This window comes from Citrobacter freundii complex sp. CFNIH9 (assembly GCF_002903305.1).
Lineage (GTDB): Bacteria > Pseudomonadota > Gammaproteobacteria > Enterobacterales > Enterobacteriaceae > Citrobacter > Citrobacter portucalensis.
Genome location: NZ_CP026238.1, coordinates 384,395 through 406,586, shown reverse-complemented (window position 1 = coordinate 406,586; position 22,192 = coordinate 384,395). Strand labels below are relative to the sequence as shown.

15 protein-coding genes and 1 pseudogene are annotated in these 22,192 nt (G+C 54.2%); 5 read left to right on the top strand and 11 right to left on the bottom strand.

The features are described from left to right. Positions 1–576: 576 nt before the first annotated feature. Positions 577–3,282 carry an HTH-type transcriptional regulator MalT gene (malT, locus tag C2U43_RS01990; RefSeq protein ID WP_103284629.1) on the top strand — a complete coding sequence of 902 codons (2,706 nt, stop codon included), beginning with the start codon at positions 577–579 and terminating at the stop codon, positions 3,280–3,282. A 41-nt stretch (positions 3,283–3,323) separates the two neighbouring features. Here the strand turns inward: malT and C2U43_RS01985 are convergent, their stop codons facing one another. The 3 genes from C2U43_RS01985 to glpE form a co-directional block, all read right to left on the bottom strand. Beyond that, positions 3,324–4,082: a DeoR/GlpR family transcriptional regulator gene (locus C2U43_RS01985; protein WP_003023499.1), complete on the bottom strand. Its 759-nt coding sequence runs from the start codon at positions 4,080–4,082 to the stop codon at positions 3,324–3,326. A 45-nt stretch (positions 4,083–4,127) separates the two neighbouring features. Further along, entirely contained in the window at positions 4,128–4,961 is an 834-nt protein-coding gene (gene glpG / locus C2U43_RS01980; protein ID WP_103284628.1) for a rhomboid family intramembrane serine protease GlpG, read from the bottom strand. Between the two features lie 75 nt (positions 4,962–5,036). After that, the gene (glpE, locus tag C2U43_RS01975; protein ID WP_003827629.1) at positions 5,037–5,363 is read right to left on the bottom strand and encodes a thiosulfate sulfurtransferase GlpE; all 327 of its coding nucleotides are present in this window, start codon (positions 5,361–5,363) and stop codon (positions 5,037–5,039) included. Positions 5,364–5,561: 198 nt separating this feature from the next. On the opposite strand from glpE, the gene glpD reads away from it, so the two are divergent. After that, complete coding sequence (gene glpD, locus C2U43_RS01970) at positions 5,562–7,070, top strand: glycerol-3-phosphate dehydrogenase (protein WP_008786343.1); 1,509 nt, start codon at positions 5,562–5,564, stop codon at positions 7,068–7,070. Positions 7,071–7,160: 90 nt separating this feature from the next. On the opposite strand, the gene glgP is transcribed toward glpD, so the two are convergent. From glgP to asd, 6 genes are all read right to left on the bottom strand, one after another. Beyond that, positions 7,161–9,608 (bottom strand): glycogen phosphorylase, encoded by a 2,448-nt coding sequence (gene glgP / locus C2U43_RS01965; RefSeq protein ID WP_048215392.1) that lies wholly within the window; start codon positions 9,606–9,608, stop codon positions 7,161–7,163. 19 nt (positions 9,609–9,627) lie between these two features. Next, on the bottom strand, positions 9,628–11,061 hold the full coding sequence (glgA, locus tag C2U43_RS01960) for a glycogen synthase GlgA (protein WP_003827622.1): 1,434 nt from the start codon (positions 11,059–11,061) through the stop codon (positions 9,628–9,630). Beyond that, on the bottom strand, positions 11,061–12,356 hold the full coding sequence (gene glgC / locus C2U43_RS01955) for a glucose-1-phosphate adenylyltransferase (RefSeq protein WP_006687433.1): 1,296 nt from the start codon (positions 12,354–12,356) through the stop codon (positions 11,061–11,063). The genes glgA and glgC overlap by 1 nt, the downstream gene beginning before the upstream one ends. A 14-nt stretch (positions 12,357–12,370) precedes the next feature. Next, entirely contained in the window at positions 12,371–14,347 is a 1,977-nt protein-coding gene (gene glgX, locus C2U43_RS01950) for a glycogen debranching protein GlgX (protein WP_103284627.1), read from the bottom strand. Next, positions 14,347–16,530: a 1,4-alpha-glucan branching enzyme gene (gene glgB / locus C2U43_RS01945; RefSeq protein ID WP_032945237.1), complete on the bottom strand. Its 2,184-nt coding sequence runs from the start codon at positions 16,528–16,530 to the stop codon at positions 14,347–14,349. The genes glgX and glgB overlap by 1 nt, the downstream gene beginning before the upstream one ends. A gap of 273 nt (positions 16,531–16,803) precedes the next feature. Further along, the gene (asd, locus tag C2U43_RS01940) at positions 16,804–17,910 is read right to left on the bottom strand and encodes an aspartate-semialdehyde dehydrogenase (RefSeq protein WP_003827614.1); all 1,107 of its coding nucleotides are present in this window, start codon (positions 17,908–17,910) and stop codon (positions 16,804–16,806) included. Positions 17,911–18,100: 190 nt separating this feature from the next. On the opposite strand from asd, the gene yhgN reads away from it, so the two are divergent. The 3 genes and pseudogenes from yhgN to C2U43_RS01920 all read left to right on the top strand — a co-directional run. After that, the gene (gene yhgN, locus C2U43_RS01935; protein WP_003023480.1) at positions 18,101–18,694 is read left to right on the top strand and encodes an NAAT family transporter YhgN; all 594 of its coding nucleotides are present in this window, start codon (positions 18,101–18,103) and stop codon (positions 18,692–18,694) included. Positions 18,695–19,722: 1,028 nt separating this feature from the next. Then, entirely contained in the window at positions 19,723–20,169 is a 447-nt protein-coding gene (locus C2U43_RS01925) for a hypothetical protein (protein ID WP_103284626.1), read from the top strand. After that, a pseudogene (locus C2U43_RS01920) lies at positions 20,163–20,342 on the top strand (MarC family protein); the annotation flags it as partial. The gene C2U43_RS01925 and the pseudogene C2U43_RS01920, both read left to right, overlap by 7 nt. Here C2U43_RS01920 and gntU read toward each other — a convergent pair. After that, complete coding sequence (gene gntU / locus C2U43_RS01915; RefSeq protein WP_060682883.1) at positions 20,265–21,605, bottom strand: gluconate transporter; 1,341 nt, start codon at positions 21,603–21,605, stop codon at positions 20,265–20,267. The pseudogene C2U43_RS01920 and the gene gntU sit on opposite strands and share 78 nt — an antisense overlap. Next, positions 21,605–22,135: a gluconokinase gene (gene gntK / locus C2U43_RS01910; RefSeq protein ID WP_003023475.1), complete on the bottom strand. Its 531-nt coding sequence runs from the start codon at positions 22,133–22,135 to the stop codon at positions 21,605–21,607. Before gntK ends, gntU begins: the two co-directional genes overlap by 1 nt. Positions 22,136–22,192: the final 57 nt, after the last annotated feature.

The following is a 22,192-nucleotide window of genomic DNA, read 5'->3' as shown; positions in this document are numbered from 1 at the left end:
GTTTGCCTGGCTCGTTGTTGACATTCCTCATCCTGGCACGGATTAGGGAGGGAGGAGGAGCGGGGATGAGCATAAAAGTGTGATCACCACCACTTAAAGGGGAGGTAATTGCCCGTAAATTCGCGCAAACCCCGCATAACGCTCTTCGGATGACGCATTAGTAACAAAGGATTAATCGACAATATCAAATAGCGATATGACGATGAGAAACAATGTGTAAATAGGGAAATAGTTTCTAACCTGAAATATCTGTGCCGGATAAGATAGTTCACATAAAACTTTTAAGTCGGCCACAAAATTCGGTGATATTCATTAGCTATTTGAGTAACCATATAAAAAGAGAGGGATTTTTCAACACAGTTAAAATAACGACGGATCCAGTCGCCACGCCTGTTGCGACTCTTTAAAGCATTTATTGCAATAGATGTATAGATTTGTGACATAGTGCAAAATCAGACACACAAAAAGTCCGCTTAGCTTGCATAAAACACCAATCTGGCCGACCTTATATCTATTAATTACGAAGCGCAAAAAAAATCATTCTTCCCTATTTTCACACAGTGAAGTGACTAACTTATGTTGATTCCGTCTAAATTAAGTCGTCCGGTTCGACTCGACCATACGGTGGTTCGTGAGCGCCTGTTGGCTAAACTTTCCGGCGCGAACAATTTCAGGCTTGCCCTGATAACAAGTCCTGCTGGTTATGGAAAAACGACGCTGGTTTCACAATGGGCGGCAGGGAAAAATGATTTAGGCTGGTATTCTCTGGATGAGGGCGATAATCAGCAAGAGCGCTTTGCCAGTTATCTGATCGCCGCTATCCAACAGGCAACCGGTGGACACTGCACCACCAGCGAAGCGATGGTGCAAAAACGTCAGTACGCCAGCCTGACGTCACTGTTTGCCCAGCTATTTATCGAACTGGCCGAGTGGCACCGCCCGCTCTACCTGGTAGTAGATGATTATCATCTGATCTCTAATCCGGCCATTCACGAAGCGATGCGTTTCTTCCTGCGTCATCAGCCTGAGAACCTCACGCTGGTCGTGCTGTCGCGCAATCTGCCGCAGTTGGGTATTGCCAACCTGCGGGTACGCGATCAACTGCTGGAGATAGGCAGTCAACAGCTGGCCTTTAACCATCAGGAAGCCAAACAATTTTTCGACCGACGTTTGTCCTCCCCCATCGAAGCGGCTGAAAGCAGCCGGATGTGCGATGACGTTGCTGGCTGGGCCACGGCATTACAATTGATCGCCCTTTCCACCCGCCAGAACAATCATTCCGCGCACCAGTCAGCACGACGCCTCGCGGGGATCAACGCCAGCCATTTGTCCGATTATCTGGTTGATGAAGTGCTGGACAGCGTCGACCTCGGCACCCGTCACTTCCTGCTGAAAAGCGCCATTCTGCGCTCCATGAACGATGCGCTGATCGTCCGCGTTACCGGGGAAGAAAACGGCCAGATGCGGCTGGAAGAAATTGAGCGCCAGGGGTTATTCCTGCAGCGAATGGATGACGTTGGCGAGTGGTTCAGCTATCACCCGCTGTTTGGCAGCTTTTTACGCCAGCGCTGCCAATGGGAGCTGGCGAACGAACTGCCCGAAATACACCGCGCCGCAGCTGAAAGCTGGATGGCGCAAGGCTTCCCCAGCGAAGCTATCCACCACGCGCTGGCGGCCGGCGACGCCCATATGCTACGCGATATCCTGCTTAATCATGCGTGGGGACTGTTTAACCATAGCGAGCTGACGTTACTGGAAGAGTCGCTGAAAGCCCTGCCGTGGGAAAGCCTGCTGGAAAATCCGCGTCTGGTTCTGTTGCAAGCCTGGCTGATGCAAAGCCAGCACCGCTACGGAGAGGTTAACACCTTGCTTGCGCGCGCAGAGCAGGAAATGAAAGGCGACATGGAGCCGACACTGCACGCCGAATTCGACGCTTTACGGGCGCAAGTAGCGATTAACGACGGCAACCCTGACGAAGCCGAACGCCTGGCGAAACTGGCGCTGGATGAGTTGCCCATCGCCTGGTTCTATAGCCGGATCGTCGCCACCTCGGTGCACGGCGAAGTCCTGCACTGTAAGGGCGATCTCACGCGCTCTCTGGCGTTAATGCAGCAAACCGAGCAAATGGCGCGCCATCATGACGTCTGGCATTACGCACTGTGGAGTCTTATCCAGCAAAGCGAAATTTTGTTTGCCCAGGGCTTTTTACAGGCCGCCTGGGAAACTCAGGAAAAAGCGTTCCAGCTGATCAAAGAACAGCACCTGGAACAGCTGCCGATGCACGAATTCCTGGTACGTATTCGCGCACAGCTACTGTGGGCATGGGCGCGTCTGGACGAATCAGAAGCTTCTGCCCGTAGCGGTATTGAACTGCTTTCCACTTTCCAGCCGCAGCAACAGTTACAGTGTCTGGCGCTGCTGGTTCAGTGTTCACTGGCACGGGGCGATCTCGATAACGCTCGCAGCCTGCTCAACCGTCTGGAAAACCTGTTGGGTAACGGTCACTATCACAGCGACTGGATCTCCAACGCCGATAAGGTGCGGGTGATTTACTGGCAAATGGTGGGCGACAAAAACTCGGCCGCCAACTGGCTGCGCCACACGCCGAAACCAGAATTCGCCAATAACCACTTCCTGCAAAGCCAGTGGCGCAACATCGCTCGTGCACAAATCCTGCTCGGCGAGTTTGAACCGGCTGAGATTGTGCTGGAAGAGTTGAATGAAAATGCGCGCAACCTGCGCCTGATGAGCGATCTGAACCGCAACCTGTTGCTGCTTAATCAGCTCTACTGGCAGGCAGGGCGCAAAAATGACGCCCAGCGTGTGTTACTCGACGCCCTACAGCTGGCGAACCGCACCGGATTCATCAGCCACTTTGTTATCGAAGGCGAGGCCATGGCGCAACAACTGCGTCAGCTGATTCAGCTCAATACCTTACCGGAACTCGATCAGCACCGCGCCCAGCGCATTTTGCGTGAGATTAACCAGCACCACCGCCATAAATTTGCCCACTTCGATGAAGGATTCGTTGAGCGTCTGCTTACTCACCCGGAAGTGCCGGAGCTTATCCGCACCAGCCCGCTGACCCAGCGCGAATGGCAGGTTCTGGGACTGATTTATTCGGGCTACAGCAACGAACAGATCGCCGGAGAGCTGGCCGTCGCGGCAACGACCATCAAGACGCACATCCGCAATTTGTACCAAAAGCTCGGCGTCGCACATCGCCAGGATGCGGTGCAACATGCGCAGAAGCTGCTGAAGATGATGGGGTACGGCGTTTAGTTAATGCCTGATACGCAACGCTTATCAGGCCTGGAATTACCTTAGCACAGCTCTAACTGGATATGATGGTCAGCAATCACCTGCATCACACCAGCAGGCGGCAGCGTGTCGGTATACACCGCATCCACCATGCTGATGCTGCCCATATTCACCATCGCGTTACGCCCAAACTTCGAGTGGTCCACCACCAGCATCACATGCCGTGAATTCTCAATGATCGCGCGCTTGGTACGAACTTCGTGATAATCAAACTCCAGCAGAGAACCATCGCTGTCGATGCCGCTGATCCCTAAGATGCCGAAGTCCAGACGGAACTGAGAAATAAAGTCGAGGGTCGCTTCGCCCATAATACCGCCGTCGCGGCTACGCAGTTCACCACCAGCGAGGATTATGCGGAAATCCTCTTTCGCCATCAGCGTGTTCGCCACATTGAGGTTGTTGGTCACAATGCGTAAATTGCTGTGATTAAGCAGCGCGTGAGCCACCGCTTCCGGCGTGGTTCCGATATCAATAAACAGCGTAGAGCCGTTCGGGATTTGCGTGGCAACTTTGCGGGCAATGCGCTCTTTTTCCGCCGTCTGCGTCGCTTTACGGTCATGCCACGGGGTGTTGACCGAGCTGGATGGCAGCGCCGCGCCGCCGTGATGGCGCAAAATCATGTTCTGATCGGCCAGATCGTTAAGATCGCGGCGAATCGTCTGCGGGCTGACGGAGAAATGCTCCACCAGCTCTTCAGTACTGACGTATCCCTGTTTTTTTACCAGCTCGATGATCGCGTCATGTCGTTGTGTTTGCTTCATTAGTGTTCCCTGAAATTTTGCCGGATGCGCTAACGCTTATCCGGCCTACAAAGTTCGTTTCCGCACATTCATCGTATCGGCAAACGCCATTGCCAGACCCACGGCCAACCCGGCGATATGAGCGCCATTCGCCATCGACATGCCGAATAGATCAAACCAGCCGGCAACAATCCAGATCAAAGCAAAGATAATCAAACCACGCTGCAGGAAAATACCGCTTTGCGGATCGCGCTCGCCGCGCAACCACACGTAGCCCATCAGCGCATATACCACGCCAGACAGTCCACCAAACCACGGGCCGCTAAATTTCTGCTGAACATAGCCGCTCAACAGGGCGCTGATCACGGTAATTACAATCAGTTTTCCACTGCCCAGACGCTTTTCAACCGCACCGCCGAGATACCACCACCACAACAGGTTGAACAGAATATGCATCAGCGAGAAGTGCATAAAAGCGTGGGTGAAATAACGCCAGAATTCAAATTTCAGCGAAGGGTCAAACGGCCATGCCAGCCAAAGCATCACCGCCTGGTCGCCCAGCACGTTCATCGCGATAAACACCAGCACACACGCGGCCATTACGAACCAGGTTACCGGGCCTGCGCGTTCGCGCAATGTGGCCAGGAACGGATAACGCTGGTAGTGCAGACCGCTGTCGGTCTGACCCGACTGCCAGCTTGCCGCTAGGTAGCGCGGATCGCCCGGATTCTCCAGAAATCGCGCCAGTTCAGCATGCACGCGCTCGGCCTGGGACTCATCCGCCAGCCAGACATCCGTTTGCTGATGTTGTTGAATCGTCAGGATAACGCCCTGTGTCGCCATATAATCAACAAATGCCTGCGCCACGCGGGGGTTAGCAAAAGAGGTAATCATCAACATGGTTGCTGTCGCTTATTCCACACAAAAGAGGACAGTATATATATCCTGCCCGTTTCAGGCTGCATCTTTGTTAGCTTACGAACCGTATGCCACTTCTGCCGGAAAATGTCGATGCCAGGCGTCGAAGCCGCCGTCAACGCTGTAAACCGCGTCATAGCCCTGCTGAAGAAGATATTGCGCCGCGCCTTTACTGCTGTTGCCGTGATAACACATCACCAACACAGCGGTGTCGAAATCATGCTCGCGCATAAATGACCCCAGCGTGTCGTTCGTCAGATGAAACGCCTGCGGGGCATGCCCCATGGCATAGCTTTGCGGATCACGGATATCCACTAACACCGCGCTCCCCTGATGCAGCTTCTGATGCGCTTCTTCGACATTAATACATTCAAACTGATCCATTGCTCTCTCTTCTTTATATGGCAGGTGATGCTTTTCGGACATGTTACTGCTTAGTGTACGTCCCGACGGCAGTTAAACGCCATAATGTTATATGTATCACTGTAAATTGTTTATCCGATGTTACCAATGGCGCGATTCTTTGCTATTATGCTCGATAACGAACATTGATGAGCTATAACGAAAGTGCGAGAGGCCAGCATGGAAACCAAAGATCTGATTGTGATAGGTGGAGGCATCAACGGTGCCGGTATCGCGGCAGATGCCGCTGGACGCGGTTTATCCGTGCTGATGCTGGAAGCGCAGGATTTAGCCTGCGCCACCTCTTCCGCTAGCTCCAAACTCATCCACGGTGGCCTGCGCTACCTGGAACACTACGAATTTCGTCTGGTAAGCGAAGCGCTGGCCGAACGTGAAGTGCTGTTGAAAATGGCACCGCATATCGCCTTCCCGATGCGCTTTCGTCTGCCCCACCGCCCGCACCTGCGTCCGGCGTGGATGATCCGCATTGGTTTGTTTATGTACGATCATCTGGGCAAACGCACTAGTTTGCCAAGTTCTACCGGTTTGCGTTTTGGCGCAGATTCCGTAATGAAACCTGAGATTGTGCGCGGTTTCGAATATTCTGACTGCTGGGTAGACGATGCGCGACTGGTTTTGGCAAACGCCCAAATGGTTGTACGTAAAGGCGGAGAAGTATTAACCCGCACTCGCGCCACTTCTGCTCGCCGTGAAAACGGTTTGTGGATTGTTGAAGCTGAAGATATCGATACCGGCAAAAAATACACCTGGCAGGCGCGTGGCCTGGTCAACGCCACCGGTCCGTGGGTGAAAGAGTTCTTCGACGACGGTATGCACCTGCCATCACCGTACGGCATTCGCCTGATTAAAGGCAGCCACATCGTAGTGCCGCGCGTACATACCCAGAAGCAAGCTTATATTCTGCAAAACGAAGATAAGCGTATTGTGTTTGTTATCCCATGGATGGACGAATTCTCGATCATCGGGACGACAGACGTTGAATACAAAGGCGATCCGAAAGCAGTGAAAATTGATGAAAGCGAAATCAATTACCTGCTGAAGGTCTACAACGCGCACTTTAAGAAGCAGCTGGGCCGTGATGATATCGTCTGGACTTACTCAGGCGTGCGTCCGCTGTGCGATGACGAGTCTGACTCACCGCAGGCGATCACCCGTGATTACACGCTGGATATCCACGACGAAAACGGCAAAGCGCCGTTGCTGTCGGTCTTTGGCGGTAAGCTGACCACCTATCGTAAGCTGGCTGAGCACGCGATGGAAAAACTGGCATCGTACTACCAGGGAATTGGTCCGGCATGGACGAAAGAGTGCATTCTGCCAGGCGGTGACATTGGCGGCGATCGCGAAGATTACGCGGCCAAACTGCGCCGTCGCTACCCGTTCCTGACCGAGTCGCTGGCACGCCATTATTCTCGCACCTACGGCAGCAACACCGAATGGGTTATCGGCGAAGCCACCTCGCTTGCCGAGTTAGGTGAAGACTTTGGCCATGAGTTTTATGAGGCCGAACTGAAATATCTGGTCGATCATGAATGGGTTCGTCGTGCGGAAGATGCGTTGTGGCGTCGCACGAAAGAAGGTATGTGGCTGAACGCTGAGCAGCAGTCGCGTATGACCCAGTGGCTGGCGGAGTACATTGAAAAACACCAGCTGTCGCTGGCGTCCTGATAAAAATGCCGGATGCGGCTAGCGCCTTATCCGGCCTACAAGAGTGCATAAACGTAGGCCGGGCAAGCGAAGCGCCCCCGGCATCGTGTGTTACAACCGCACCGAATCGATATGCCAGATGTTTTCGGCGTACTCTTTTATCGTTCTGTCCGACGAGAAGTATCCCATGTTGGCGATATTAATCATCGACTTGGTGGTCCACTCTTCCGGGTGACGATACAGTTCATCAACCTTATCCTGGCAATCAACGTAGCTGCGATAATCCGCCAGAACCTGATAGTGGTCGCCAAAGTTAATCAGCGAATCCACCAGGTCGCGATAGCGTCCCGGCTCCTCAGGGCTGAATACGCCGCTGCCGATCTGCGTCAGCACCTGGTGCAGCTCTTCGTCTTTCTCGTAATACTCACGCGGCTTGTAGCCCTGGCTGCGTAAAGCCTCGACCTCTTCCGCCGTATTACCAAAGATAAAGATATTTTCTGCGCCCACATGCTCCAGCATCTCAACGTTGGCGCCGTCCAGCGTACCGATGGTCAGCGCACCGTTAAGAGCAAATTTCATATTACTGGTACCGGAGGCTTCGGTCCCGGCCAGAGAAATCTGTTCAGAAAGGTCGGCAGCAGGAATAATCACCTGCGCCAGGCTGACGCTGTAGTTGGGGATAAACACCACTTTCAGCTTGTCGCCAATTTGCGGATCGTTGTTGATCACTTTCGCGACGTCGTTGATCAGGTGAATGATGTGTTTCGCCATGTAATAAGCAGAAGCCGCTTTACCGGCGAAGATATTCACACGCGGCACCCACTCAGCGTCAGGATCGGCCTTAATGCGGTTGTAGCGGGTGATCACATGCAGCACGTTCATCAACTGGCGTTTGTATTCGTGAATACGCTTTATCTGCACATCAAACAGCGATTTCGGGTTCACCACCACGTTCAGTTGCTGGGCGATGAGCGTGGCCAGACGCTTTTTATTCTCCAGCTTCGCGCGGCGCACCGCCTGATTTACCAGTGGGTAATCGCAGTGCTGCTCAAGCTCGCTGAGCTGGCTGAGATCGGTTCGCCAGGTGCGACCAATGTTCTCATCCAGCACTTCAGAGAGCGACGGGTTAGCCAGCGCCAGCCAGCGGCGCGGCGTCACGCCGTTGGTGACGTTGCAAAAACGAGTCGGGAAAATCTTCGCAAAATCAGCAAACAGCGACTGCACCATCAGGTTGGAGTGCAATTCAGAAACGCCGTTAACCTTGTGGCTCACCACCACCGCCAGCCATGCCATACGCACACGACGGCCGTTAGATTCATCGATAATCGACGTCCGCCCCAGCAGAGCAGTATCGTTCGGATACTGTTCCTGCAACGTCTTCAGGAAGTAGTCGTTGATTTCAAAGATGATTTGCAGATGGCGCGGCAAAATTTTGCCCAGCATATCGACAGGCCAGGTCTCCAGCGCTTCGCTCATCAAGGTGTGGTTGGTATACGAGAAGACCTGGCAGCAGACCTCAAACGCATCGTCCCAACTGAACTTATGCTCATCGATCAGCAGTCGCATCAGCTCAGGGATCGACAGCACCGGATGGGTATCGTTGAGGTGAATGGCGATTTTATCCGCCAGATTGTCGTAGGTTTTGTGCAGCTGATAATGACGGTTCAGGATGTCCTGCACCGTAGAGGAGACCAGGAAATACTCCTGGCGCAACCGCAGCTCGCGTCCTGAATAGGTGGAGTCGTCCGGGTACAGTACGCGGGAGACGTTCTCGGAGTGGTTTTTATCTTCCACAGCCGCAAAGTAGTCGCCCTGGTTAAATTTACCGAGGTTGATCTCGCTACTGGCCTGGGCATTCCACAGGCGCAGCGTGTTGGTGGCGTCGGTGTCGTAGCCGGGGATAATCTGGTCGTAGGCGACCGCGAGGATCTCTTCGGTTTCTATCCAGCGCGTTTTCTTACCTTCCTGCTGAATACGCCCGCCAAAACGCACTTTGTAGCGCGTGTTGTGGCGTTTGAATTCCCACGGGTTACCGTATTCCAGCCAGTAGTCCGGCGACTCTTTCTGGCGGCCATCAACAATGTTCTGCTTGAACATGCCGTAGTCATAACGAATACCGTAACCGCGTCCCGGCAGGCCCAGCGTTGCCAGTGAGTCCAGGAAGCAGGCCGCCAGACGTCCGAGACCACCATTGCCAAGACCCGGGTCGTTTTCTTCGTCGATCAGATCTTCAAGATCCAACCCCATACCTTCCAGCGCATTTTTGACATCGTCATAAATGCCCAGCGATAACAGTGCATTGGAAAGCGTGCGGCCAATCAGAAACTCCATAGACAAGTAATAGACCTGACGAGTTTCCTGAGATAATTGCGCACGGTTAGAACGCAGCCAGCGCTCCACGAGACGGTCGCGCACCGCGAACAACGTGGCGTTCAGCCACTCATGTTTATTGGCAATGACCGGGTCCTTACCAATCGTGAACATCAGCTTATAGGCAATAGAATGCTTAAGTGCCTCTACGCTGAGTGTGGGCGATGCATAAGTAAATGGAGCATTCATATAGGTGATTCCTGGATATCTATTTCAAGCGATAGTAAAGCTCACGGTATGACTTCGCCGCGACTTGCCAGCTAAAATCCATGGTCATGGCCTGACGTTGTACAAACCGCCAAAGCGAAGGCCGGGACCACAATACGAAAGCACGCCGGATCGCGCGTAACAGCGACCAGGCATTACTATCTTCAAATACAAACCCACTAGCGATACCGTCCGCCAGGTTTTCCAGCGAACTGTCAGAGACTGTATCAGCCAGCCCACCGGTGCGCCGCACCAGCGGCAGCGTGCCGTACTTCAGTCCATACAACTGCGTTAAGCCACACGGCTCAAAACGGCTGGGAACCAATATCACATCAGCCCCACCCATGATGCGGTGCGAGAAGGCTTCGTGATAGCCGATCTGCACCCCCACCTGTCCTGGATGTTCCGCCGCTGCGGCGAGGAATCCTTCCTGTAATACCGGATCGCCCGCGCCTAGCAATGCCAGCTGTCCACCCTGCTCTAACAACCCCGGCAGCGCTTCCAGCACCAGATCCAGCCCTTTTTGACTGGTCAGACGGCTCACCACGGCAAACAGCGGTACTTTATCGTTGACCTTAAGTCCCATCGCTATCTGAAGCTGACGTTTGTTTTCTGCCTTCTCCTCCAGCGTGTCGCGCGTATATCGCGATGCCAGCAGGAGATCGGTTTCCGGGCTCCAGATTTTTTCATCAACGCCGTTCAGCACACCGGAAAGACGGCCTTCACGATGACGCTGCTGCAACAGACCTTCCATCCCGTAGGCAAACTGCGGCTCGGTAATTTCCCGCGCGTAGGTCGGACTGACCGCCGTAATGTGGTCGGCGTAGTACAACCCTGCCTTCAGAAACGAAATCTGCCCGTTAAACTCCAGTCCGTGCACATTAAAGAACGACCATGGCAATTGGATGTCATCCATATGCTTTGCATAAAACATGCCTTGATACGCCAGGTTGTGGACGGTGAACACCGATTTCGCCGGATGGCCGCGCGCCGCCAGATACGCCGGAGCCAGACCCGCATGCCAGTCGTGCGCATGCACCACATCCGGGCGCCAGAATGGGTCAAGGCCACAGGCCATTTCACAGCCAACCCAGCCCAGCAATGCAAAACGCTGCACGTTATCGGTATACGCAAACAGGTTAGTGTCGTGATACGGGCTACCGGGGCGGTCATAGAGATGCGGCGCGTCAATCAGGTAAATACCCACGCCGTTGAAATGCCCGAACAGCAGCGTGATACGTCCGGCGAAGGTATCCCGACGCGTTACAACCTGCGCATCGGGAATGCCGCGACGAATATCAGGAAACGCCGGGAGCAGCACGCGGGCATCCACGCCGTCCGCTATTTGCGCTGCGGGTAACGCCCCAATAACATCCGCCAGTCCCCCGGTTTTTAACAGGGGGAACATCTCTGAACAAACGTGTAAAACCTGCATTATCGCTCCTGTTTGATCTGCAGTTTGCGTAGCATTTCACGCGTGACCAGCACAATACCTTCCTCTGAACGGTAGAAACGACGCGCATCTTCTTCCGCGTTTTCACCAATCACCATGCCTTCGGGAATAACGCAGGCGCGGTCGATAATGCAACGACGTAAGCGGCACGAACGTCCCACCCACACTTCAGGTAACAACACTGCCGAATCAATGTTACAGAATGAATTCACCCGCACTCGCGGGAACAGAACGGACTGCACCACCACCGAGCCTGAAATGATGCATCCGCCAGAAACCAGCGAGTTCAGCGTCATTCCGTGGCTGCCGGAACGGTCCTGAACAAATTTCGCCGGTGGCAGCGATTCCATGTGCGTACGGATTGGCCAGTCCTGGTCGTACATGTCCAGTTCAGGCGTCACCGAAGCCAGATCGAGGTTCGCCTTCCAGTAGGCTTCCAGCGTACCCACGTCACGCCAGTACGGCTCGGATTCCGGGTCAGACTGCACGCAGGACAACGGGAATGGATGTGCATACGCCATGCCAGCTTCGGTGATTTTCGGGATAATGTCTTTACCGAAATCGTGACTGGAGTTTTCATCGAGGTCATCTTCCGCCAGCAATTCATACAGATAATCGGCGTTGAAAACGTAGATCCCCATACTGGCAAGAGATTTGGTCGGGTCGCCTGGCATGGCTGGCGGGTTGGCGGGTTTTTCAACAAACTCGATAATTTTGTCGCTGTCGTCCACGTCCATTACGCCAAACGCGCTGGCCTCTTCAATAGGCACTGGCATACAGGCCACGGTGCAACGCGCGCCTTTCTCGACGTGGTCGATCAGCATGCGTGAGTAGTCCTGCTTGTAGATATGATCGCCCGCGAGGATCACCACATATTCCGCTTTATAGCGTCGAATGATGTCCAGGTTTTGGGTCACCGCATCCGCCGTACCGCGATACCAGTTTTCACCCTGCATTCTCTGCTGGGCAGGCAGCAGATCGACAAACTCGTTCATCTCTTCGCTAAAGAACGACCAGCCGCGCTGAATATGCTGCACCAGCGTGTGGGACTGGTACTGAGTGATCACGCCAATACGGCGGATCCCGGAGTTAATACAGTTGGATAAGGCAAAATCGATAATGCGGAACTTACCGCCAAAGTGCACAGCAGGTTTGGCACGTTTGTTGGTTAAATCTTTTAAGCGGGTACCGCGGCCACCGGCCAGGATCAGGGCAACAGATTTTAATGGCAGCTGGCGCGCCAACATTACACGATCGTTCTTCTCTAAACTCACCATGACTAACTCCTTTTTTATCTTCTCTGGAACACACACAGTCCGTGCGCAGGTCCCTGCCAGACAGCCGTAAGCACCGGATTATCCTCTCCGGCAAATGGGGGAACGGCGCACCATTCCCCTTCAGGTAAAACGATATCTGTCACCTCAAGCGTGGCATTTATTGCAATCAAAAAACGGTCTGAAAGCAGGATTTGCATCTGCCTCGGGCCGTTTTGCCACTCATCCGCACTTAAGGGTTGTGCGTACTTATTCAGCCAACGAACATTGCCATCGCCCTCTTCCCACCAGCGATCACCCGTTAGTGCAGGAATTTGCTGGCGAAGATGGATCAGGGCAGCGGTAAATGTGGTTAGCCCGCTGTTTGCCTGCTGCCAGTCCAGCCAGGTCAGGGCGTTATCCTGGCAGTAAGCGTTATTGTTGCCGTGCTGGCTATGACCATGCTCATCGCCCGCCAGCAACATCGGCGTCCCCTGGGAGAGCAACAGCGTGGATAACAGCGCATGAATGCTGTCGCGCCGCCGCTCAATCAGGTCCAGCGTGCCGCCTAATCCTTCTTTACCATGATTGTCGCTGTAGTTATTGCTAGTGCCGTCGCGATTTTCCTCACCATTCGCTTCATTGTGCTTATTTGTGAAGCACACACAGTCGCGTAGCGTAAAACCGTCGTGCGCAGTCACCAGATTGACCGTCGCGCTGGGTTTGCGACCATCGCGTTTAAACACGTCGCTTGATGCGGCAAAACGCCCGGCAAACTCACCCAACGAGAGATTACGCTTGAGCCAGAAGCGTCGGGTCGCATCGCGGAAATGGTCATTCCACTCGGCAAACGGCGGGGGGAAATTCCCCACCTGATACCCGCCTTCACCAATATCCCACGGTTCCGCAATCAGCTTAACGCGTGAGAGCAGCGGACAGTTTTGGATCGCGGTAAACAGTGGCGCATCCTGACGAAACGCAGGTGTACGCCCCATGACGGAAGCCAAATCAAAACGAAAACCATCCACATGGCAGGTTTCAACCCAGTAGCGCAGGCATTCACATGCGTATTCCACAACACCCAGATGGCTCAGATTGAGGGTGTTCCCACAACCGGTCCAGTTGTAGTAATCACCATCGTCCCTGATCCAATAATAGCTACGGTTATCAATTCCGCGCAGCGAGAAGACGGGGCCTTCGAGATCCAGCTCGGCGCTGTGGTTCAAAACGATATCGAGAATGACCTCAATCCCCGCTTTGTGCAGCGCTTTTACCGCGTCGCGAAACTCATCAAGCGCACTCTCCGGCGAACAGGCATAGGCCGGATGCAGCGCGAACATCGCTACCGGGTTGTAGCCCCAATAGTTCGACAGCCCCAGCCGCTGAAGCCGTGGTTCGCTGGCAAAATGCGCCACCGGCAGCAGCTCCAGCGCGGTAATGCCGAGGCGCTTGAAGTAATCGATCATCACTGGATGGCCCAGCGCTTTGTAGGTTCCGCGAATCTCTTCCGGCAGCTCAGGATGCAAATACGTCAACCCTTTGACATGCGCTTCGTAAATCACGGTATTGCCCCACGGCGTGCGCGGCGGGGTATCATCCTCCCAGTCATAATGATCGGACACCACCACGCCCTTCAGCGCGATGGTGGCATTATCATGATGATCCGGTTCATTTAGCCCACCGTGCAGCAGCGGGTTATCTTTTAACTCGCCATCCACCCGACGGGCGCAAGGGTCAAGCAGCAGCTTGGCCGCATTAAACCGGTGGCCCTGCTGCGGTTGCCATGGGCCATGAACACGATAGCCATAGCGCAGACCGGGCCGGGCGTTGGCCAGATAGCCGTGCCAGACATCACCGCTACGCCCCGGCAGGTCATAGCGAAGTTCGCACCCTTGCTCATCGAATACGCATAATTCAACGCGTTCAGCGTGGGCTGAGAAGAGTGTGAAATTGACACCATGGCCGTCATACGTTGCACCATGGGGGGTGGCGTTGCCGGTTGCCAGTTGCGTCATTACCCCTCCCGAACCAGCCAGATCGTTGCCAACGGCGGTAACGTGAGGCTCAGTGAGTGCTGACGACCATGGCTGGCGATTTCATCGCTGTGCACCGCACCGCCATTGCCGGTATTGCTACCGTGGTAATGCATCGAGTCGGTATTGAGGATCTCACGCCATTTGCCTGGTTGATTGATACCGAAGCGATAGCCGTGGCGAGGCACAGGCGTAAAGTTGCTGACCACGATGATTTCATTGCCGACCTTGTCACGACGCACGAAAGCCAGCACCGAACGTTCGTTGTCATCTACCACCAGCCACTCAAAGCCATAGGCGTCAAAGTCGAGTTCGTGCAGCGCTTTGTGATGACGGTAGGTGTGGTTCAGATCGCGCACCAGACGCTGTACGCCGTGGTGCCAGTTATCGCCACCTTCCAGCAGGTGCCAGTCGAGGCTGGCGTCATGGTTCCATTCACGTCCCTGCGCAAACTCGTTGCCCATAAACAGCAGTTTTTTTCCCGGGAAGGCCCACATCCAGCCGTAGTAGGCGCGCAGGTTGGCAAACTTCTGCCATGCGTCTCCCGGCATGCGATCGAGAATGGATTTTTTACCGTGTACCACTTCATCATGCGACAGCGGCAGGACAAAGTTTTCGGTGTAGTTGTACAGCATGCCGAAGGTCAGCTTGTCGTGATGGTACTGACGATGAATCGGGTCCAGCTTCATGTAGTCCAGCGTGTCGTGCATCCAGCCGAGGTTCCACTTATACCAGAACCCTAAACCGCCCATATCCTGTGGTCTTGAAACGCCGGCAAAGTCGGTGGACTCTTCCGCCATACTCACCGCACCAGGCACCTGCTCGCCAAGAATGCGGTTGGTATTGCGCAAAAATTCAATGGCTTCGAGGTTTTCACGACCACCAAATTCGTTTGGGATCCATTCCCCTTCTTTGCGGCTGTAGTCGCGATAAATCATCGACGCCACGGCATCCACGCGCAACGCGTCAATACCAAAGCGTTCAATCCAGTACAGGGCGTTGCCCACCAGGTAGTTGCTGACTTCACGGCGACCATAGTTGTAGATCAGCGTGTTCCAGTCCTGGTGATACCCTTCGCGCGGGTCGCTGTGCTCATACAGGTTGGTGCCATCAAACTCAGCCAAACCAAAGTCGTCCGATGGGAAGTGGCCCGGCACCCAGTCGAGAATGACGTTCAGCCCCGCCTGATGCGCAGCATTCACGAAATAGCGGAAATCATCGCGCGTCCCGAAGCGACGGGTCGGCGCATACATACCGGTAGGCTGGTAGCCCCAGCTACCGTCGAACGGATGCTCGTTAATCGGCAACAGTTCGAGATGAGTAAAACCCATCCACTTAGCGTACGGCACTAACTGATCCGCCAGTTCGCGGTAGCTCAGCCAGAAGTTGTTATCGGTATGACGACGCCATGAGCCCAGGTGCACTTCATAGATAGAGATCGGTGCATCAAACTGGTTGGCTTTTTTGCGCGCCTCGCTTTGCACTACTTTTTCCGGCAGACCACAGATAAGCGACGCGGTTTCCGGACGCATTTGCGCTTCGAAGGCGTAAGGGTCCGCTTTGATTCGCAGCTTACCGTTGGCATCGATCATCTCGTATTTATACAGCTGACCATGCTGCGCGCCGGGGATAAACAGCTCCCAGATACCGCTTTCTTTGCGCAGGCGCATTGGGTGGCGACGACCATCCCAGTAGTTGAACTGCCCAACCACTGACACGCGTTGAGCGTTAGGCGCCCAGACTGAGAAGCGCGTACCGGTTACGCCATCCATGGTATCCGCATGCGCACCCAGCGTTTCGTAAGGTCGCAGGTGCGTACCTTCAGATAACAGCCAGGCATCCATATCCTGGATCAGCGGGCCAAAACGATAAGGGTCATCAATCAGATTCTGCTGTCCATGCCAGACAACGGCCAACTGATAGCGAAAGAAATTTTTACGGCGGGGAAGTACTGCACAGAAAAAACCGCGAGAGTCGAGGCAATCCAGCTTGCCGACTTTGCGTCCGGTTTTGGGTTCGATTACCCACACTTCGGTGGCGTCAGGTAATAGGGCGCGGACTTCAAGTCCAGCATCAGTTTGGTGCATACCGAGTACGGAAAAAGGATCCGCAAAATGGCCTGCAATTAGCGCATTAATCACGTCTCTATCGATACGAACGGACATGGTTGTCATCCTGTTTTATGGCGTCACCCCTTCCAACTGATTTTCGACATCAGGTAGTGACACTTTTTTTGACCTGAACGGCGCAGCACAATTGTGCATCCTCTCTGCGTCGTCCCACCTTCAGGCAACAACTTAATACCTCCGGTACTAAGTCACCCTTAAAGAATAGCCAATGCTTTATCTTACTCCTGGTAAAAAATGAAACATCTGCGCTTACTCCTGTATTACGCAAAAAAAGGGGTGATTCCTCACCCCTTGATCGTTAACAAACTATTACGCCAATTGGCGCAGCATACGGCGCAATGGCTCCGCAGCCCCCCACAGCAACTGGTCGCCCACAGTAAAGGCTGACAGGAACTCCGGTCCCATGTTCAGCTTACGCAGACGGCCTACTGGCGTGGTCAGCGTGCCGGTAACGGCCGCCGGGGTTAACTCACGCATGGTGATATCCCGATCGTTTGGTACAACTTTGGCCCACGGATTGTGCGCCGCCAGCAGTTCTTCCACGGTCGGAATAGACACATCTTTTTTCAGTTTAATGGTGAACGCCTGGCTGTGGCAGCGCAGCGCGCCGACGCGCACGCACAGACCATCAACCGGGATCACGGAAGACGTGTTGAGAATTTTGTTGGTTTCCGCCTGTCCCTTCCACTCTTCGCGGCTCTGACCGTTATCGAGCTGTTTGTCGATCCACGGAATCAGGCTACCGGCCAGCGGTACGCCAAAGTTATCAACCGGCAGTTCGCCGCTGCGGGACAGGGTCGTTACTTTTCGTTCGATGTCGAGAATAGCAGAGGAAGGGGTCGCCAGTTCCTCGGCCACATGGCCATACAGATGACCCATCTGAGACAGCAGTTCACGCATATGGCGCGCGCCGCCGCCGGAAGCCGCCTGATAGGTCGCTACGGAAACCCAGTCAACCAGGTCATTGGCAAACAGGCCACCGAGGGACATCAGCATCAGGCTAACGGTACAGTTGCCGCCGACAAAGGTCTTAATGCCTTTGTTCAGGCCGTCGGTGATGACATCCTGGTTAACCGGATCGAGAATAATGATGGCATCGTCTTTCATACGCAGCGAAGAGGCTGCGTCAATCCAGTAACCCTGCCAACCGCTTTCACGAAGCTTTGGATAGATTTCGTTGGTATAATCGCCGCCCTGACAGGTCACGATGATATCGAGCGCCTTCAGCGCATCCAGATCAAAAGCGTCCTGAAGTGTGCCGGTCGCGGTGCCACCGAACGTCGGTGCCGCCTGCCCAAGCTGGGAAGTAGAAAAGAAAACAGGGCGAATGGCGTCGAAGTCACGCTCCTCAACCATGCGTTGCATGAGAACAGAGCCGACCATACCGCGCCAGCCGATAAAACCAACATTTTTCATAGCGTTTTTTCCTGCAGAGATGTGTGCTGTGTATGCTAACCAGTATCCTACTGGCCTATCCTTCACCATACAAAAAGCAGCCAAAGTCGCAAGTGAAATTAATCAATGATAGCGAAGCCATCAGTAATGCGACTTATCCCGCTGCGCAAGCAAGCAGAAAGTCCGCGGTAATTATCAGGGAATTTGAGTTATGAATGAAATCATTTCAGCGGCAGTTTTATTGATCCTGATTATGGATCCGCTCGGAAATCTGCCCATTTTCATGTCCGTATTGAAACATACCGAACCAAAACGTCGCCGCGCGATTATGATTCGCGAGCTGTTTATTGCTCTGTTGGTGATGCTGATATTCCTGTTTGCGGGCGAGAAAATTCTGGCATTTCTTAACCTGCGCGCGGAAACCGTATCGATCTCCGGGGGCATCATTCTGTTCCTGATCGCCATTAAGATGATTTTCCCCAGCGCCACCGGGAATAGCACCGGGCTTCCGGCTGGTGAAGAGCCGTTTATCGTACCGCTGGCGATTCCGCTGGTCGCCGGGCCGACAATCCTGGCCTCATTAATGCTGTTGTCGCATCAGTACCCAAATCAGATGGGGCATCTGGTGATTGCGCTGCTGATCGCCTGGGGCGGTACATTCGTGATTTTGCTGCAGTCTTCGCTGTTTTTACGTCTGCTGGGAGAGAAAGGGGTTAACGCGCTGGAACGCCTGATGGGGCTGATTCTGGTGATGATGGCAACCCAGATGTTCCTCGATGGCGTGCGGATGTGGATGAAGGGGTAACCGTTTTGAAGCTGGAGAGCATGGCATTTCAGAGAACGATTCCGTTCACGTTATGTTCATTGCTTCTCTGAGATCTCGTCACCAGTGAACGTGTTAAGGGGGCTACGCAGCCCCCTTAACAATCCCGGCTCCCGGCAGGAAAATTGCCACTTCGTGGTTCCCTCCACTTATTCCTCCAGGCTACCGGGCCGGGCGCGAGGCAGCGTCCATGCAAAACGCGCCCTGAACCCGCATCCCTGCGGGTTCTCCCGGCCTTACGGAAACGCGTCGGCAATTTTCAGCCGGACCAGCCCACACCTGACCACCTGAGTTTTACTTGAATACCTGTGAACAGCAAAACGGATATAGATGAAAGCCAGAGCGCTGAAGCGACACCCTGGTCCGGCTGAAAATCGATGAGGTGTTGACGGCTGACCGGGTCTGCCCGCAGGGATGCGGGCAGAGGGGACGGCCTGCATGGATGCAGGCTCGGCCCCGACCCGACAGGCAGACGGAATAAGACGAATAACTCGCGCAGCGACGATTTTCCCGCCGGGAGCCTGGGTTGCAAGGGAGGCGGCGGTGAGCCTCCCTTGCACGTTCACGGGCATCAGCGCTTCAGAGAAATGACACCACTGAGGTGAACGGAACCCTGAGCAATAATCACATGTTCACCCTACATGCTTAACTGAACGGCATTGCACTGTAATACCAGGTATTCCTTATGCTTTTAAACCGCTGAAAAAGCGTATTTTCATTTCTGCGAAGCGCCTTCCGGAATGCCCTCTTGTCAGCATCACGGATAAGCATTATCTTCTCGCTGCACCTGCAAAATCATGTGCCAGAATTAGCCTTCTGAACTCCTTCATCGGTGACGCAAGTATTTTTGTGTCGCACGCTTAGGTACACTCCAATGGTGGACCGGGCGGGGGCGTCGCAAGACGCGCCGGTATCCGATGAGGCCGGTAAGGCTAACCCTGTTCGGCTCCACCTCCAGTGAGATTAGCCTCTCCAGTGGTGGATGAAAATCACTCATCGGAGGCTGCCCTATGGCAACGACCCCTCTCTTTTCACACTCTTTATTTACCCTGCCCTTTAGCCATGCCACGGACTTCACCGAGCTGGCAGATAACTGTGAGCGTTTTGTCGAAGGGCTTGTTGAATGTCATGACCCGGTAGAAAAACTGGCGATTTGTGCGCGCCTGTCGGCCTGTCTGGCACTACTGCAACCAACCTTAACGGAATCTGTACCGCAGCATCTGCAGGCCAGCCTGACGGTAGAAACCTTACCAACCCGCTCTCCCCTCTTTGAACCCGAACCAGATCAGATGGGGCGTTACTGCCAGCTTTTGACGCATTTACTGATGAGTAAAACGCTGTCTGACGAGATGGAACGCGTGGCGGGTGATTTACTGCAGGATTTAGTGGGCTATTTCGCCGATACGCTAAAAGCGCCGCGTTGGTTGAAAACCGAGGATGGGGTGATGGTGCTGTAAAAAAGCCGGGTGGCGGCTTCGCCTTACCCGGCCTACAGTGTCGATATGTGCTCGTTTCCAGGCCCGGTAAGCGCTAGCGCCACCGGGCAATGCCATCAGCTCAACAACTGGAAAGCAATCATACCGACAATCGCGCCGACCGTACCGAGGATGGTTTCCATCATCGTCCAGGTCTTCAGCGTTTGCGCTTCAGTCGCACCGGTAAATTTACCGAACAACCAGAAACCAGCGTCGTTAACGTGGCTGACCACGATAGAGCCGCCCGCGATACAGATAGACAGCGCCGCCATCTGGGCACCGGAGTAGTTCAGTTGCTCAATCACCGGCATCACCAGACCGACCGCCGTTAAGCAGGCCACTGTCGCGGACCCCTGAATGATACGCACCGCCGCCGCCAGCACGAAGCAGGTGATAGCGATCGGCAAGCCCATACCGGTTAACGCTTCGCCCAGTGCAGGGCCAACGCCGGAATCTACCAGTACCTGTTTGAACACGCCGCCCGCACCAATCACCAGCAGAATAATCCCCGCTGGCTGCAGCGCATGGCCGCAGATTTCCATCACGCGGTCTTTTGGCATGCCCTGACGCACCGCCAGACCGTAAATCGCCACCAGACAGGCAACCAGAATCGCGGTAAACGGATGACCGATAAACTCGAACCATTCGTAGGTTGAAGAACCGACCGGAACAAAGCGTGCGGCGATGGTTTTCAGACCAACCAGCACCAGCGGCAGCAGGATAAGCGATAAGCTGAAGCCAAAGGAGGGCATTTTGCCTTCGCCCAGATGCGGCTCGGAAATGTCTTCCGGTACGTGCAGCTCAACGTAACGGCTGATGAAGTTACCCCACAGCGGCCCGGCGATAATCATGCCCGGGATCGCGGCGCACAGGCCAATCAGGATCATCCAGCCAAAGTCGGCGTGCATCTGAGAGGCCAGCAGCATCGGCGCAGGCCCCGGCAGCAGGAACGCTGCGGCAGCCGCCACGCCCGCAAACAGCGGAATGACCAACTTAACCAGGTTAGTACCGGTATGGCGCGCCATTGAGAACGCTACGCTAATCAGCAGCACAATCGCCACCTCAAAGAACAGCGGCAGCGCGCAAATCAGACCGGCCAGGCCAATCGCGTAATGTGCGCGGCTATGACCGAAGGATTTCAGCATTTTGACGGCAATCTGATCGACCGCGCCGGTCTCATGCAAAATCTTGCCGAACATCGCCCCCAGCGCCACCACAATCGCCAGGAAACCGAGCGTGCCTCCCATCCCTTTTTCCATGGTCGCCGCGATTTTATCGAGCGGCATACCGGAAAAGAGACCTGCACCAATGGATACCACCATCAAAGCAACGAAGGCGTGCATACGCGCCTTCATCACTAAAAACAGCAGTAATAAAACGGACCCTACTGCTGTTAAAACAAGCGTTAATGTGCTCACTACTTACTGCCTTGGTTAATAACCTCAATGGTGCTGGCGACCACACCGTCCAGTGGTTGATCGATATCGACCACCAGTACATCGTTTTCATTCGCACCCGGTTCTTCCAGCGCTTCAAACTGGGTAACCAGCATCTGCGTTTTGAAGAAGTGGCCTTTACGCGCCTTCAGACGGCTTTCAATAACGTCAAAATCCCCTTTCAGATAAATGAAAGAGAGGTTCGGGTTACCGTCGCGCAACTGGTCGCGGTAGACTTTTTTCAAGGCAGAACAGACGATCAGCGAAACCTTGTTGGTACGCTGCATCGCAAAAGCGGCGTCATTCAGCGCCTGTAGCCACGGTTTACGGTCGTCATCGTTGAGTGGCTCACCGGAAGCCATTTTCATGATGTTGCTGCGCGGATGGAGAAAATCGCCATCAAGAAACGCGGCCTGCAGTTGATGCGCCACTTCGCTGGCGACAGCAGATTTACCGCTGCCCGATACGCCCATCAGAACGTAAACGTGGTGATCATGATTAGTCGTGCTCAAAGCGTTGCCCCCACTGGTACAAGAATCAGGAAATTGTTACGGGTAACTGTTATCGGT

Excerpts from the sequence above, each read along its gene's own strand:
- glgX (WP_103284627.1), bottom strand. The coding sequence starts at position 14,347 with ATGACGCAACTGGCAACCGGCAACGCCACCCCCCATGGTGCAACGTAT.
- glgP (WP_048215392.1), bottom strand. The coding sequence starts at position 9,608 with ATGAATGCTCCATTTACTTATGCATCGCCCACACTCAGCGTAGAGGCA.
- glgB (WP_032945237.1), bottom strand. The coding sequence starts at position 16,530 with ATGTCCGTTCGTATCGATAGAGACGTGATTAATGCGCTAATTGCAGGC.
- malT (WP_103284629.1), top strand. The coding sequence starts at position 577 with ATGTTGATTCCGTCTAAATTAAGTCGTCCGGTTCGACTCGACCATACG.
- asd (WP_003827614.1), bottom strand. The coding sequence starts at position 17,910 with ATGAAAAATGTTGGTTTTATCGGCTGGCGCGGTATGGTCGGCTCTGTT.
- glgC (WP_006687433.1), bottom strand. The coding sequence starts at position 12,356 with ATGGTGAGTTTAGAGAAGAACGATCGTGTAATGTTGGCGCGCCAGCTG.
- C2U43_RS01985 (WP_003023499.1), bottom strand. The coding sequence starts at position 4,082 with ATGAAGCAAACACAACGACATGACGCGATCATCGAGCTGGTAAAAAAA.
- C2U43_RS01925 (WP_103284626.1), top strand. The coding sequence starts at position 19,723 with ATGGCAACGACCCCTCTCTTTTCACACTCTTTATTTACCCTGCCCTTT.
- glpG (WP_103284628.1), bottom strand. The coding sequence starts at position 4,961 with ATGTTGATGATTACCTCTTTTGCTAACCCCCGCGTGGCGCAGGCATTT.
- glpD (WP_008786343.1), top strand. The coding sequence starts at position 5,562 with ATGGAAACCAAAGATCTGATTGTGATAGGTGGAGGCATCAACGGTGCC.
- glgA (WP_003827622.1), bottom strand. The coding sequence starts at position 11,061 with ATGCAGGTTTTACACGTTTGTTCAGAGATGTTCCCCCTGTTAAAAACC.
- glpE (WP_003827629.1), bottom strand. The coding sequence starts at position 5,363 with ATGGATCAGTTTGAATGTATTAATGTCGAAGAAGCGCATCAGAAGCTG.
- yhgN (WP_003023480.1), top strand. The coding sequence starts at position 18,101 with ATGAATGAAATCATTTCAGCGGCAGTTTTATTGATCCTGATTATGGAT.